This is a genomic window from Clostridium pasteurianum BC1, assembly GCF_000389635.1.
In the GTDB taxonomy this organism is placed as follows: domain Bacteria; phylum Bacillota; class Clostridia; order Clostridiales; family Clostridiaceae; genus Clostridium_I; species Clostridium_I pasteurianum_A.
In genome coordinates this window covers 1,753,546-1,768,893 of sequence record NC_021182.1, presented here as the reverse complement: position 1 = coordinate 1,768,893, position 15,348 = coordinate 1,753,546, and the positions used below count along the sequence as shown (strand labels likewise).

At 31.5% G+C, this 15,348-nt stretch carries 13 protein-coding genes and 2 pseudogenes; 8 read left to right on the top strand and 7 right to left on the bottom strand.

What is annotated here, in order from left to right:
- The first annotated feature begins 258 nt into the window (after nucleotides 1-258).
- Nucleotides 259-1,535 (top strand): annotated as a pseudogene (locus tag CLOPA_RS26795) (IS110 family transposase).
- 803 nt (nucleotides 1,536-2,338) lie between these two features.
- Here the strand turns inward: CLOPA_RS26795 and CLOPA_RS08200 are convergent.
- From CLOPA_RS08200 to CLOPA_RS25545, 4 genes and pseudogenes are all read right to left on the bottom strand, one after another.
- A complete protein-coding gene (locus CLOPA_RS08200; protein WP_015614968.1) occupies nucleotides 2,339-3,073 on the bottom strand; it encodes a YiiX/YebB-like N1pC/P60 family cysteine hydrolase in 735 nt (244 codons plus the stop codon).
- Nucleotides 3,074-3,168: 95 nt separating this feature from the next.
- A complete protein-coding gene (locus tag CLOPA_RS08195) occupies nucleotides 3,169-4,374 on the bottom strand; it encodes a macrolide family glycosyltransferase (RefSeq protein WP_015614967.1) in 1,206 nt (401 codons plus the stop codon).
- Nucleotides 4,375-4,523: 149 nt separating this feature from the next.
- Complete coding sequence (locus tag CLOPA_RS24930) at nucleotides 4,524-4,814, bottom strand: group II intron maturase-specific domain-containing protein (protein WP_155241986.1); 291 nt, start codon at nucleotides 4,812-4,814, stop codon at nucleotides 4,524-4,526.
- 105 nt (nucleotides 4,815-4,919) lie between these two features.
- Nucleotides 4,920-5,075: pseudogene (locus CLOPA_RS25545) on the bottom strand (group II intron reverse transcriptase/maturase); the annotation flags it as partial.
- Nucleotides 5,076-5,311: 236 nt separating this feature from the next.
- On the opposite strand from CLOPA_RS25545, the gene CLOPA_RS08185 reads away from it, so the two are divergent.
- From CLOPA_RS08185 to CLOPA_RS08170, 4 genes are all read left to right on the top strand, one after another.
- Entirely contained in the window at nucleotides 5,312-7,105 is a 1,794-nt protein-coding gene (locus tag CLOPA_RS08185) for a multicopper oxidase family protein (RefSeq protein WP_015614966.1), read from the top strand.
- 807 nt (nucleotides 7,106-7,912) lie between these two features.
- On the top strand, nucleotides 7,913-8,452 hold the full coding sequence (locus CLOPA_RS08180; protein WP_015614965.1) for a sigma-70 family RNA polymerase sigma factor: 540 nt from the start codon (nucleotides 7,913-7,915) through the stop codon (nucleotides 8,450-8,452).
- Between the two features lie 19 nt (nucleotides 8,453-8,471).
- A complete protein-coding gene (locus CLOPA_RS08175) occupies nucleotides 8,472-8,708 on the top strand; it encodes a BhlA/UviB family holin-like peptide (RefSeq protein WP_015614964.1) in 237 nt (78 codons plus the stop codon).
- Between the two features lie 39 nt (nucleotides 8,709-8,747).
- Nucleotides 8,748-9,110 carry a hypothetical protein gene (locus CLOPA_RS08170; RefSeq protein ID WP_015614963.1) on the top strand — a complete coding sequence of 121 codons (363 nt, stop codon included), beginning with the start codon at nucleotides 8,748-8,750 and terminating at the stop codon, nucleotides 9,108-9,110.
- 394 nt (nucleotides 9,111-9,504) lie between these two features.
- Here the strand turns inward: CLOPA_RS08170 and CLOPA_RS08165 are convergent, their stop codons facing one another.
- Both CLOPA_RS08165 and hypB read right to left on the bottom strand, forming a co-directional pair.
- Nucleotides 9,505-10,512: a HoxN/HupN/NixA family nickel/cobalt transporter gene (locus CLOPA_RS08165; RefSeq protein ID WP_015614962.1), complete on the bottom strand. Its 1,008-nt coding sequence runs from the start codon at nucleotides 10,510-10,512 to the stop codon at nucleotides 9,505-9,507.
- 270 nt (nucleotides 10,513-10,782) lie between these two features.
- Nucleotides 10,783-11,442, bottom strand: coding sequence for a hydrogenase nickel incorporation protein HypB (gene hypB, locus CLOPA_RS08160; RefSeq protein ID WP_015614961.1), 660 nt, complete (start codon nucleotides 11,440-11,442; stop codon nucleotides 10,783-10,785).
- A 156-nt stretch (nucleotides 11,443-11,598) separates the two neighbouring features.
- Between hypB and CLOPA_RS08155 the strand changes: the two genes are divergently transcribed.
- Nucleotides 11,599-12,015, top strand: a complete 417-nt coding sequence (locus CLOPA_RS08155; RefSeq protein WP_015614960.1) for a DUF3842 family protein — start codon at nucleotides 11,599-11,601, stop codon at nucleotides 12,013-12,015.
- 232 nt (nucleotides 12,016-12,247) lie between these two features.
- Here CLOPA_RS08155 and CLOPA_RS08150 read toward each other — a convergent pair whose 3' ends face one another.
- The gene (locus tag CLOPA_RS08150; RefSeq protein ID WP_015614959.1) at nucleotides 12,248-12,826 is read right to left on the bottom strand and encodes a site-specific integrase; all 579 of its coding nucleotides are present in this window, start codon (nucleotides 12,824-12,826) and stop codon (nucleotides 12,248-12,250) included.
- Nucleotides 12,827-13,011: 185 nt separating this feature from the next.
- Here CLOPA_RS08150 and istA point away from each other — a divergent pair, with 185 nt between their 5' ends.
- Both istA and istB read left to right on the top strand, forming a co-directional pair.
- Nucleotides 13,012-14,562 (top strand): IS21 family transposase, encoded by a 1,551-nt coding sequence (istA, locus tag CLOPA_RS08145; protein ID WP_015614958.1) that lies wholly within the window; start codon nucleotides 13,012-13,014, stop codon nucleotides 14,560-14,562.
- A complete protein-coding gene (istB, locus tag CLOPA_RS08140) occupies nucleotides 14,562-15,308 on the top strand; it encodes an IS21-like element helper ATPase IstB (protein WP_015614957.1) in 747 nt (248 codons plus the stop codon). Before istA ends, istB begins: the two co-directional genes overlap by 1 nt.
- Nucleotides 15,309-15,348 lie beyond the last annotated feature (40 nt).

The following is a 15,348-nucleotide window of genomic DNA, read 5'->3' as shown; positions in this document are numbered from 1 at the left end:
ATGCTAAAATAGTCCTTATGGAACTTTAGCAAAGGTTACTGCATTATCTCTCCTGCAAAACTTATTGTTATTGCCTAGAAAGCTTGCAGCCTGACCAAAGTATCATATTCTGCTTACACAAATGTTGCATATCCTTTCGTAGCCACCAGCAAGGTTTTTCGTCTGGATAAATGCTAATTACGCGAGGTTGCAGTCAGTACTTTGGATTAGGATAATTCCTTTCTAATTTCCTCATTATTTTTGAAAGGTGGTGATTTCATGAAGAAATTAGATTACTTATCAACTCTATTTGTTGGTATCGATATTGGTGCGAGACAAAATGTTGTCTCTGCTATTAATTTTGATCAAGAATTCTTGATTAAAATGGAGCCTGTTCCTAATACACAATTTGGTGCAGAACAATTAGAATCCATGCTTGTTAAAGTGTTAGAAAAGAACACTTTTAAAACTGTAATAATCGGCTTAGAATCTACTTCCTTTTACGGAGTACATATTGCCAACTTTTTATCTTCAAGTGAAAGACTTATGCCTTACAAGCCTTATGTTTACTGCTTAAACCCTAAGGAAGTTGCTAACTACAAAGATTCCTTCAATTCTCTTGATAAAAATGACAGCATTGACTCTTTTGTTATTGCTGATTTTGCAAGAGTTGGCAGAATTCATACTGAATCCTGGCGGGGTTCTCAATATCTTGCTCTGCAAAGACTTACAAGACACAGGCTTCATATTGTTGAATGCTTAACCAGAGAAAAGACTTACATGTTATCCAATGTATTTCTCAAGTTTAGTGAATTTCCTTTGTTACAGGGTGATGATCATCCTTTTTCTGATAAATATGGTGCTACTGCGTCATCTATATTGACAGATTTTCTTTCTTCTGAAGATATTGCAAATACTTCAATTGAAGATCTTGTTGACTTCGTCAATAAAAAAGTCGCAAGCGGATTTCCAATCCACAGATGACTGCTGAAATTCTGCAGCAGGCTGCACGTAATTCATACCGCCTTGATAAATGTTTGTATGAGCCTTTAACAACCTCAATTGCCTGCTCTTTTAATTGTATTCAGGCTTTTGAGAAAGAACTTAAAGCTATTAACAAGGCTATTGAAAAAGCAGTTATGGGAATGAACCCCGTTGAATACCAAATTTTAATGTCAATACCTGGGTTCGGCCCTGTTTACTCTAGTGGCATTCTTTCAGAATTAGGTAGTGTTCATGCTTTCCCTAATAACAATGCCATTGCTAAATACGCTGGCATCGTATGGAAGGAAAATCAATCTGGTGGTTTTAAGGCTGAAAACACACCAATGAACAAAGCAGGCAACCGTTATTTGCGCTATTATCTGATAGAAGCTGCTGGAAGTATCGTAAGATATATTCCTGAATATCAAGAATTCTATCAGAAGAAATTTGCTGAAGTAACTACACATCAGCATAAACGAGCACTCGCACTAACATCTCGTAAATTGATTCGTTTGATTTTTGGATTGCTGGCTAAAAATCAACTCTACTCTTCAAATAGGGTAGATAAATAAATAGTTTTGCGAACATACGTTCTAAGTTTGACGTATGCTTGTTAAGGTTACCCATTTTTTTCAAAATCATTTCTTTTTCTTTTCATTTTGTTCTTGACATATTACCAAATTGCTTTCTTCCTCCGGAATTACCCGTTATCATCAGTAATATAAGAGTATCCGACTTCCTGCTGGCATTTGCCTTCCTTGCTTCTTCAGTTTGTACTGCATACTTTTCATTTGAAAAGACCAGTCAGGATCTCCCCGAGTTTCCACATATTCTTGATGTTTAGCTAGGTAGGGTCTCTGACCCCGGATGTGTCTATTTGCACTCGCATTAACGCACAAACAACTGTTGCTTTCCACGTACATGAACGTTTCTTCCACATCATCCACCGATTTTCGGAGCTCTATACCATTCACTGCTGGGTTACCACCCAGTCAATTCCACCTCGCTAACTTTCTGTCTACGCTTAAAATGTTACGTTACCGCAATATCTCCAAGACTCGATACAAAGCTATTTGCTAAATATTACTTTGACAGGATTCCCACCTGCTAGAATATGTGCCCTGTCGGGACGCACCACGTATCTCGGCGTGTAGCGATTTTGTAATAAATGAACGTTTATTTTATCCAATTTATTGAAGTTACTTTGCACTTCATGACACGTTTGCTGGTATTGGGCCAAGTACTATGATTACTACGTATTTTTATAGTGTAGTTAATTGCACAGATGCTCCCTCAACCCCAAAAAGCTGCAATAAGCTTTTGCGAATTTACACAAAACTCATTGTAGTATCTTTTTTTATTGATTTCTAAGTCACTACTCTCCCTGTTTATATACAATTGTAGTTTTATGACTTATAAAATCATATGGGAAAACAGCTAGTCCACCATTTCTGTCTAAATCTAGTCCATTGTTAAAGTAACATCTCCATACAAATTGTGAACAATAGAATTTATCAGTTGTAGTTTTATTGAATATATCAAAATTAAAAGGTGTGTTTATTTTGGTATGTCCATATTCAATGGCACCTTTAATAGTTTCTTCATTAGTCTTTGGACGTAGAATAAGAATTTTTTTGTATCTAGTTCTCCAATCATTTTCAACGTTTTGAACACCGTTTGGCATGACTTCAAGAACTTTTTTTGGATCTGAATCTACCATAGCAGCATGGGTAGTAAGTGAACCCATCTTAATTGCATTAATATCAGTATTGTCAGCATCAAATACTGCTATTAATATGTCGCCAGGTTTTCCAATGGCTTTTCCTGTAGAATTATACAAGTCCATATCCTTGTCTACTTTTAAGTTATCCCAATTTCTATCTATTTTTATTTGAAATTGTAAAGTATCTACTATTTCTTTTGCAATTTCATCAGGTACGTTTAAACTCTTTTTTACATCATCAATAGTAATTTGGGCATCTGGTTTAGTTATAGTATAACCAGAGTTAACAGATCTGATAGGTAAAGGGGCCGCATCTACACTTAAATAATTGATATTAACAGATATTAACACTGCAATAAGTAAAGATAAAATTAATCTTTTTTTCATAATAACATCCTCCTATAAAATAAATATATTTAATTTACATATTAAAATTAAGATTTATATATAAGTTGAATTTTTCATACACTTGTCCTATTAAATTATGTAAATAAACTTGATTTTTTATTTATTAAATTAAGTATTTCATCAACCCCCTTTTTATACCCTCCTGCTTCTCTGAGCGATTTCCCAATCTTTTTACTGTTTATTTTAAAATTGTTGTCTGAAAGAATCCTAACTACTGACTGCTTCAATACTTCTGGAGTAACCTTATCTTTTTCAATAACAATACCTGCACCTAATTCAGCTACTCTATTAGCTACAGCAGGCTGATCAATAAATTGAGGAATAAGAATCAATGGAACATCATAATACAAACCCTCATTTGTACTGTTCATGCCGCCATGGGTAATGAACACATCTGCATGTTTTAAAATTTCAAGCTGAGGTACATAATTACGAATAATAAAATTTGATGGAATAGATTTAAATGTATTAACATCTATGTTTTTACCTACAGACATAATAATCTTTGCATCCATATTATCAAAAGCTTTAAAGCAATTTTCATAAAACTCAATAGAATTATTAAATATAGTACCTAAAGATATATAAATAACTTTCTTCTTATCATTAGTTTCCAAAGGAAAGCTTATATCTTCCTTTCTATCTGATATTGATGGACCAATGAACTTATAGCTTTCATCAAAACTTTCACCACAAAGTTGAAAATATTTAGAAGTATATACAATACTAATCATGCCTTTTCCAAAAATTACATTAGAAGCACTAGGACACTTTATACCATATTTTTCTTGTGAATATTTAACAAAGTTTATATACTCCGAACTATTTAGGAGTTCCTGTATCTTAGGTTCAATTTTATTAAATAGCGATGATAAACAATTTGTTCTTTCATTTGCTGCAAAAGTAGTAATAGAACAAATTGCAGGTATTTTTAATACTCTTCCTACTTCATTACCTAGCATAAATACTGAATCATAAATAATGTAATCAAATTTTTCCTTTGAATTAAATAAAATTTCAATTATTTTTTTAAAGATATCAATGAAATTTAACAGCGACTCACTATTTTCTAAATTTAAGTTTTCATTAACTAAATTTGCTATATCAAATGAATTATTATAACCTTTAAATTTAGCTCCTGTCTTTTCTATTTTATTTCTAAACTCTTCACCGGCAATATAAGTAACCTGTTCTCCTCTATTCATTAATTCATTAATGAGACCTATAGTAGGGTTAACGTGTCCATGACCGCACATATTTACAAATAATATTTTTTTCATTTAAGATCCCCCTTATTTATGCAAAAATCATACCATATTATACCATATTATTCTATAAATGAGCAAATTTAATTCAATAAATTATTATTATGGGTAGCAGTGAAAGCATTCGTGTCATATACTGAAAAGTAGATACCATTATATGTAACTTACTTCATAAAATCAGTTTTGAGATACCTTCTATAAATCCATTTAAACGGCTTGTTACGGTGTAAATGTTTCAAGTGCTTTCTTATCTTAATCCATATATACGTATCGAGATTTTCGAATATCTTCTTTGCAACTTGACTTGACCAGTAGTTTCCTATGCCTCTAATTATTGGATTCAACTTTGCAATTAGGTCTCCAACTGACATTTCCCACAGTTGTTTAAAAACATTCTTTATTGTTTCTCTGGCTTTTTTCACACTCGCCTTCGATGGCTTTATTAGAAGTTGCATCCCTTTGTTAGATTTATATTGTCTTAAATTGAATCCGAGGAAGTCGCAACCTTCGCTAATATATGGGGTAATGGGAGTATTGATGTCATGTACTGAAAAGTAAATGGAATTAATTGGGCTATTGGCTATTCGCCAATAGCTTTTCCTTGTATTTGCATATTGCCATGCTTTGTATTCATTAATTCTAAGCCTTTTAAGATTATCATGCTTAGTTCTAATCTTTTTCCACTGCTTCTCAAAGCACGTTCTCAATCTTCTTCTAGCCATATAAGGTTACAAATTATTTCTTAAAGTCTTTTTTATATATGTATACAGATTAATTTAAGAAATGAGGTTATGAAAAATGGATTAAATGGTTTTAGAATTACAACAATGGTTAAATGATACTTATGGAAATAACTCAATTTACACACCTGTAATGGGTAGTGGGAGAACACATAAACAAGAATTTTGTTATGTGTTTATTATAAAAATCATTTTTTAGGAGGGCTTTCATCATGACAATCTCACTTGATTCAAAATCAATACCAAAATATAATGAACAATTAGTAATACCGCCTGTTTATGAACCAACTGTGATAGCAGATACTCAAACAGGGAAAATAAGCCACAACTATACCGTAGATGTAAGCGAGTTTTCGCAACAAATTTTACCTTCTGGCTTCCCAATGACTACTGTATGGGGATACAGCGGGGCAGCAAAGGATCCATTGACAGGTACTTTATTTCCGAATTTTAAAAACGCTCCAGGTGCCACCTTTGAAGCAATAAGAGGTATACCAATTAATATCCAATGGGTTAACAGCCTTACAGAACCTCATCCTTTACCTGTTGACCCTACACTGCACTGGGCAGATCCTAACGGATTAGGTATGGTAGATCCAGCAACAGTTCCAGCTTTTCCACCAGGTCTTGCGGCAGCACAAAGTCCTGTTCCTATAGTTCCACATTTGCATGGTGGGGAAACCGAGTCTTCATCAGATGGACATCCTGATGCATGGTTCACTAATGAAGAAGCTATAAAAGGTTCGACATTTACTAAATCACTTTATACCTATCTTAATACGCAATTGCCATCTACTCTTTGGTATCACGACCATACATTAGGATTAACAAGACTGAATGTTTTAATGGGTCTTGCAGGTTTTTATCTTCTTAGAGATCCTAAAAATCCATTAGATAAGCCAAACTCTGTTTTACCAAAGGGCAAGTATGAAATACCTATAGTGATTCAAGATAGATCATTTAATACAGACGGTTCCTTTGCGTTTCCAAGCCTTGGAATAAACCCTGATATACATCCTTATTGGGTACCAGAGTTTTTTGGGGACACTATAACGGTTAATGGAAAAGTATGGCCAAACCTTAATGTAGAAAGAAGACAGTATCGTTTTAGAGTATTAAATGGATCAAATGCAAGATTTTATAATCTCCAGTTCTCTAATAAAATGACTTTTACTCAAATAGGTAGTGATGGTGGATATCTCCCAAGTCCAGTAAATCTTACGTCCTTACTTTTAGCACCTGGAGAACGTGCTGATATACTTGTGGACTTTTCCGGAGTTGCTGCGGGAGACAAGATTATTCTTGGGAATGATGCAAGTGCCCCATTCCCTACAGGGACTCCCGCAGATCCTGAGACCGTTGGGCAAATTATGCAGTTTACTGTGTTGGATGTTCCCGCAGTTTCTCCATCTGTACTTCCAGCAAGGCTTAACACTATTCCGGCTCTAAAAAGCGATTCCCCAAAAAGAACTCTTGTATTAATTGAATTAACGGGTTCTGCTGGGCCTGTGGAAATTCTTCTTGATGGTCAAAAATGGAGTGCACCAATTTCAGAACTTCCAAAGGTTGGTTCAACTGAGGATTGGGAAATAGTTAACTTAACTCCAGATGCACATCCAATTCATTTGCATCTTGTACAATCTCAGGTTGTAGCGCGTCAAACTTTCCAGGCTGAACAATATAAAACTGACTGGATAGCAATAAACGGCACTCCTCCATTTAATAGCCCAACTACTGTGTTACCTGCTACACAATATCTGGAGGGTAATCCAGCCTTGCCTGCAGCTAACGAAGATGGATGGAAGGATACTGTTAAAGCTAATCCTGGAGAAGTTACTACAATTAGGGTTCGTTTTGCTCCACAGGACACTTCGGTTGATGACACTTCGCCAGGTGTTAACTTGTATCCTTTCAGGCCTGATCTTGGACCAGGATACGTTTGGCACTGCCATATAATAGACCATGAAGATAATGAAATGATGAGACCATATAAAGTAATATTATAAAAACATTAAATTACAAAATCTGATAATAGAACCTTCAAAAGAAGTGTAGAGAAAGTTAAAGTTCCTTTATTTATAATTATAAATGAAGGAACTTTAATACAAATTTTTACAGTATATATTTAGAGTTCCCCTTAAGCAACTTTTACAGTTTTAAAAATAATCTCAATAGGTACATTACTTTGAGTATACTTATAAATTCATTGAATATTATCTTTTTTAACACTATTTCTGCAAATTAATAACTCTTTAATAAGAGAATCATTAGCATTTTCTTGAATTGAGATATAGCAATGATTCGTGTAAAAAACAGCTTCAAACCATTATTTACTGTATAAAAATAAGTAAAATGGCCATTTACAAGCCATATATTCACAAAAGGTAAGATTTTGTGTAAAAGGTTTAAATTAAATGTTATTTAATATCAGTAATTTATATAATTATGTCATTGTTCACTATTTATTGTATTAGGATGAGTGAAAATTAAATATTTTATTAATCATATCTCTTAATGTAGTTTCTATAAGCAATATTGATAACACCTCAATATATATCTGTTTCTGATTTCATTAAAGAATCTAACTATCCATTTAAGTTTTGATTTTAGATGATTATTCTTTCATATAACAAATATCATAAAATCAAATTTATTTAGATTTAACATTATTTTTATAATATGATAGTAAATTATTTTACTATTATATTAAATTAATTTGTTAATTTAATTATAATAAATTTGTAAAAACAGGTTACAAATAATACCAAAAACTCCTTCTTATATAGTATCAATATAAAAAATGGAGGGGTTTTATGAGAAATTTATTTAATTTAGTAAAAGAAGCACAATTAGACAATAAGGATTCTATGTTAGCTATTATAGAAAAATTTAATCCATTAATAAAAAAATATAGTAGAAAACTAAATTATGATGGTGCAAATAGCGATTTAATAATAGCTTTAATAGAAACAATAAGAGCTATTCCTATATTCACAAATGATGCTTTGAAAAAAGAACAATATATAATTGGATATATTAATACTTCTATTAGACATAAATATATTAGACTCTCTAAGAAACATATAGAGATAACTAATAAAGAAACAGAATTAGATATAAATATTCTTTTAAAAAATACAACAGAAGAAAGTCAAGATTTAATAGATAATTGTATTTTTTTAAACGCTTTATTAGACAAGCTATCTCAATATCAACATGATATTATAAATAAACTTTTTATTTGTAATATATCGGAAGTTGATTTGGCGAGACAACTAAATATATCTAGACAATCTGTAAATAGAATAAAAAACAGGGCTTTAAATAATTTAAGGAAAGTAGCTCTTGAATAGTGTGGTGAATTAAATCAAAATGGAAAGTGATGTATTAAAACTAGCTGCATCTCAAGGAATATGGGCATTATTATCTGTAATATTAATATATTATATTTTAAAAGCTCAAGAAAAAAGGGACTTAAATCAAGAGATTAGAGAGAAAAATTATCAAAATATAATTTTAAATTTAACAAAAGAATTTGAGGCAATAGAAGATGTAAAAAAAAATATTATTATAATTAGAGAACATATAGATAAAAAAAATAAGGATTAAATTTCTTAATAATAATATTAAGAAGATGGAGTGATTAATATGTTAAAAGAAATAGATAATCAAGTATTATCTATAATTATAAAATCAATAATTTCCATAATAGGTGTTGTTATTACTATATTATCAACCCATATTATTAATTTCATAAAGTTAAAAAACAATGAACTAATTAAAAATATAGGAATAACAAAGTATAATGAAGATAAGAAGTTTGCTTTGGATATATGGAATATAGTTGAAGAACACTTTAGAGTAAAAGAAATAGCTACTAATGTTATTGATAATAAGATTACTATATTTAATCGTGAATTAAAAAGAAAATGTCCATATTTAACTCAAGAAGAAATAGATTTCTTAAGACAAACTATTGCTGGTGAAATTAATAAGGGCAAATTTAATTAATAAATTTTTAGTTTATATGACTAGGTAAAAAATTTGAAGAACTTTTTTACTTTGATTAAAGATATAAATCTGAATTGCTAATATTTTATAATTCTATGAGTATAGGTGATACCATATAGCCATCAAGCTAAAAATATAAAAAATTCGCTTCTATTTATAAAAAATGGAAGCGAATTTTTTATTTAATGCGTAACATAAGAAAATTACGTCGCTTATGTGAAGAATTCTAGCATCTAAACAACTGTAAAGTAACTGTAAATAGATACAACTTTACTTCTATAACTTATGTTGTGGTTTACAATACTGCTTTAATATGTACTTTACTTTTAGTGACAAGATGTTGTCTACTATTTCATCTAGATAGTAAACAGACTTAAATGCATTATATAGTTACTTATGCATTTTCTAAACGTAATATCTTCCACATTAAATAAGACAATCCCCAAGATATGATAAATAAACCAACTAACAAATATCCAATACTACCAAAATCAAGGTCCTGAATCCATTGCCAAAAACCACTGTTTAATCCAAGCTTAGGTGTTAATATCTGAGTTAATTCAATAAATCCTATACATAACGCTGCTACTACAGATATTCCAGTTACGGATAAATTATAGTATATTTTACGTAAAGGTGTTGAAAATGCCCAATTATATGCGGTAGTCATAAAAATTCCATCTGCGGTATCCATTAGACTCATTCCAGCAGCAAAAAGAATTGGTAAAGATATTATTAAAGTAGCTGGAATAGCTTGGGTTGCTGCGTTCGCCGAGATGGCTAAAAGCGCTACTTCAGAGGCAGTATCAAATCCTAAACCAAATAAAAAGCCAAGTGGATATACATGCCAGCTTTTATTAATAAAACGATAAAATGAACCCAAAAAACGTGAGATAAAGCCACGGTTTAGTAAAAGCTCGTCCAGATGTTCTTCATTATATTGACCTCTACGTATACCTGTAAAAATTTTGTAAATATCAAACCATATATACAAATTGAGTATTCCTATAAGTAAAAGAAATCCTCCAGATACTGTTGTCCCAATTACACCACCAACTTCTTTTATTTGAGGAATGTTATTTTGAGCCCATTTCATTGAAAAAGCAGTGAGCACCGACATAACAAATACTACAGAAGAATGTCCTAGTGAAAAGAAAAATCCAACACCTGTAGGTTCTTCTTTTTGTTGTACTAATTTACGAACTGTATTATCGATTGCTGCTATGTGGTCTGCATCAAAAGCATGTCTTAATCCAAATGTATATGCTAGAAAGCCAAATCCAATGATCTGAGGATACTTCTGGGCATTTGTTAATAAAAGTATTATTCCTATTATATGTAATATTGCTACTATAATGCCATAACGAAGCCATTTAGGCTGGTTTTTTAGCTGCAAATTCATTTTTAATTCCTCCCTTTAAATACAAAAATAGTATTGCTGTAGAACAGATTTGTTATTTAAATATAATTCAAGCTGTATAAAATAATTTATTAATCCCTCCTTAAAATTTAACAAAAAATAAAACCACAAAAATTGATAACTGTTTAAAGCAATCAACCTTCGTGGCTATGAATCAAAAATTGTGTATTTATTAAATTTTTTAACAAACGTATACCCTCGTAATATACAAATTTATAGTACTATATGATTTCTAATTTGTAAATACTAACTTTATTTTTTAATTCTTGTTTTTACTTTGTCCTCAATATATGTAACAAGTGAATTTAAACCTTCACCTGTTCTTGATGATACTTTAAACACATCTGATGCAAAATTCAAGCGTTTAATATTCCTTTCTACCTTTTCATCATCAAAATCAAAATATGGCATCATATCATATTTATTTAGCACAATTGCATTAGCTCTGGAAAACAGTAAAGGATATTTTTCAACTTTATCGTCACCTTCGGGAATACTTAAAATAGCAATTTTCATATCCTCACCAATATCAAATTCTGCTGGGCATACAAGATTACCAATATTTTCAATAAGAATTATATCTATTTCATTTAAGTCGAAATATTCTAACACATTCTTAATTGACATAGCTTCTAAATGGCAAGCTCCATCGGTATTAAGTTGAACAACGGAAATTCCAAGTGAATCAATCTTTTCAGCATCCACTTGTCCTGCTATATCACCTTCAATTATTGCAATATTATATTTATCCTTTAAATTCTTAATAAACTCTATTATTAAACTTGTTTTTCCTGTACCAGGTGACCCCATGACATTTATTAAATATACATTTTTGTTTTTCAAAATTTCTTTAATTTCATTACTACAGTCTTTATTCCATTCTAAGATCTGCTTTACAACCTTAATTTCCATTTATTTACCTTCCCAAATTCATTAAAATTTAACCTACTTTGCAATTTTGTTTTTGTATTGCAAATAGAACATATCTCTATTTTATTATATAATAAAGCTCATAGATATAAAAATAAATATCATTGTATTATAAATTTTATTTATGGAGGCATTACTATGAAAGTTGCTGTAATAGATGCACAAGGAGCAGGTCTTGGACAAGCAATTATAAAAAAGATTCGCAAAGAAATAGCCCATAATGTTTATATAATTGCACTTGGTACAAATACATTTGCCACTTCAAATATGGTAAGGTCTGGTGCAAATGTTGGTATAAGTGGCGAAAGATCTATTTGTTCGTTTTGTAAAACAAATAAAATTGATAGTATAATAGGACCAATTGGAATAATTTGTAGTAGTGATATAAATGGAGAGATTACACCCCTGATCTCAAAATCAATATTTAATATGGATTGCACTAAATATATATTTCCACTACAAAAGCATGGTATTTATATACCAGGCACAAGAAATCTGCAAATCAAAGATATAATTGAAGAGATTGTACTTGATATAAAAAATAATAGCATATAATACATAAAAAACTTTATGAAGGTATCCAAACGATACATTATTAATTTCAAATTGAGAATGTTTAAATAAAATCATCAAAATGAGAATGAATCTATATCTATGGAACTAATTTTATTATATTTTATTGTTAACCTAAGCTGACGCGAAAATATTTTAGTTCTCATAATATTAATAGTTCGTTGTAATTCCCTGTATAATAGTATCATTTTTTACCATTGTTTAAAACTAGTATTTATAATTCAACTAGACGGTAAACATCATCAATATCATCCTGTGAGATCCCAAGATAAAGCTTGGTTATTGATTGGGTAGAATGATTGAACAGCTCCATGAGCACCGGAACAGGCACTCCCTTCTTCCATGAATGATATCCAAAGGTCTTTCTAAGTGAATGGCAGCCTACATGCTCTTTTATTCCAACTGCTGAACAACTCTCTTTCACTATTTTTATGGCCATATATCTTGTTATGGCTTTATTTTGTCCGTTGCGGCTGCTGAATATATAGTCTGAAGAATTTATATCTTTGAGTTTCCTCTTATACTTTAAAAGCTCATCTATCGCATTTTTATTTAAAAGAAACTTTTTATCCTTCCCTGTTTTTTGTTCTTTTATGTAAACATGGGTTTTAACTTCCTTTTCTTCAAAATCATACACATCCTCCCAGGTCAGTGAAAGTATATCTGAAATCCTAAGAGCCGTATTAAGCCCCAAAACAATCAAAGCATAATTTCTCATATTTCCTGATCCCAAAAGATACTTTTTCAGATCCTTAATTTTTTTCTCTGATCTTATAGGTTCAACTCTTTCCATAAATTTACTCCTCACTCTATTTGAATAATATTTTGATTTAGGGCCATCATTCCGATATATGAGAGCCACTATGTGCATAATATAGAGCCAGCGTATGCATTTATCAGAGCCACTAATAAAAATTCCAGGTATAATGAATTTATACACTAATTTACAGTGTAAATAAATTCAAAGGGGGTCATATAATGACCAAATATCGCGAGATACTTCGACTGCATAGTCAAGGTATAAGCCAGCGTGGGATTGCCTCAAGCTGTCAATGTTCACGAAATACTGTAGCTTCTGTACTAAAGCGTGCTGATGAATGTGGTATATCGTGGCCGTTTCAAAAAGATCTTCATGATGATGAACTACAAAATATTTTGTTGCCAGAAAAAAACCTTCCTACTTCTCGAAAGATACCTGACTGTGAATATATTCATAGGGAAATGGCTAAGAATGGTGTTACTCTAAGTCTTTTATGGAGTGAATACTGTGAACAATGCCGGCTGAGTAATGAAATACCACTTATGTACAGTCAATTTTGTAGATATTACCGTAAATATGCTAACACTAAAAAAGCCACAATGCATATTAATCATAAACCAGGTGAACAACTTGAAGTTGATTGGGCTGGTCAAACTGCTAAAATTATTGATAATGTAACAGGGAAATTTATTGATGCATATGTCTTTGTATCAGTCTTATCTTGCAGTCAGTATTCTTATGCGGAAGCATTCTTATCTCAAAATCAGGAGTGCTGGATCACGGCACATGTAAATGCCTATAAGTTTTTCGGTGGAGTTACCAGAATCTTAATTCCAGATAATCTTAAAACTGGAGTCGAAAAAATTTCATGGTATAATCCTGTAATCAACAAAACTTATCATGAAATGGCCGAACATTATAATACAGCAGTAATACCTGCCCGTGTTAGAAGACCAAAAGATAAACCTAATGTAGAAGGTTCTGTAGGAATCATATCAACATGGATTATTGCCTCCCTCCGTAATCAAGAATTTTTTTCATTACGGGAATTAAATGAATCCATTCGTACAAAATTATATGAGTTTAATAGTAAACATTTTCAAAAGAAACCAGGAAGCAGGTTGAGTGTATTTCTGGAAGAAGAGAAATCTGCACTCATACCATTGCCTGCGGCTCCATACGAGTTAGCTACATGGAAGACAGTAACCGTACAATTTAATTATCACATATCTGTTGAAAAAATGCATTACTCAGTTCCATATGAATATATAAAACATAAAGTTGATGTCCGTATTACCAAAAATATTGTAGAAGTATTTTTTAATAACCACCGCATTGCTTCGCATGTAAAACTTCACGGCCGTCAAGGCCAGTATAGTACTATAGTAGAGCATATGCCAGAAAATCATCAAAAATATACTACATGGAATTCAGAAAGATTTATATCATGGGCAGAAAGTATTGGCAGCAATACCGCCTTAACTGTTAAAGCAATTCTATCCTTACATCGTATTGAACAACAAGGTTATAAGTCTTGTATGGCACTTTTAAAACTTGCAGATAAATATTCTGTAAGCCGATTGGAGGCTGCTTGCAAGAAAGCTTTATCATATACACCAAGCCCAAGTTACAAGAGTGTTCAAACAATATTAAAAACTGGACAAGATAAAATAATTGATGAAGAAATCAAAGCATCAGATGTCAAAAGCAGCAATTCTACAGCCTTTGGCTTTACCAGAGGTTCTGGTTATTATGGGGGGAATAAATAATGGTAAATGAAACTACAATAGCTAAATTAAACGAAATGCGTTTAGTATCAATGGCTGATTCCTACAGAGAACAATTACAGGATACTTCGTATCAAGAATTAAGTTTTGAGGAACGTTTTGGTCTTATTGTTGACTTAGAATGGTCCAGGCGTAAAAATAATAAATTAAGTAGATTAATTAAAAAAGCAGATTTTCGCTTTAATCAAGCATGTGTTGAAGATATTGAGTATCATTCAGATAGAAAATTGGATAAATCACAAATTACCAGATTGGCTTCTTGTAACTATATACAAGATAAGCATAACGTAATAATTATGAGTGCATCAGGTAATGGAAAGTCGTACATTGGTTGTGCTTTAGGTATAGCTGCTTGCCGTAATTATTATACAGTTAAATATGTACGCCTTCCAGATTTACTTGATGAATTAACTGTAGCAAGAGGAGAAGGTATCTTTAAGAAAGTAATTAAGCAATATAAAAATGTTAGCCTTCTAATTTTAGACGAATGGCTACTTGTACCTTTAAAAGGTACAGAAGTCCGTGATTTACTTGAAATAGTCGAGGCAAGGCATCAGAATGGATCAACAATCTTCTGTTCACAGTTTGCACCTGGAGGCTGGTACGAAAAGATTGGAGAAGATACTTTAGCTGATGCTATTCTCGATCGTATAATTCACGATTCGTACACTATATTTATTGATGGAAAAATTTCAATGAGAGAACGTCATGGATTACATGAAGAATAATTAATTATCAAGATATTTGCAGGTCACCGCTAAACGGTGG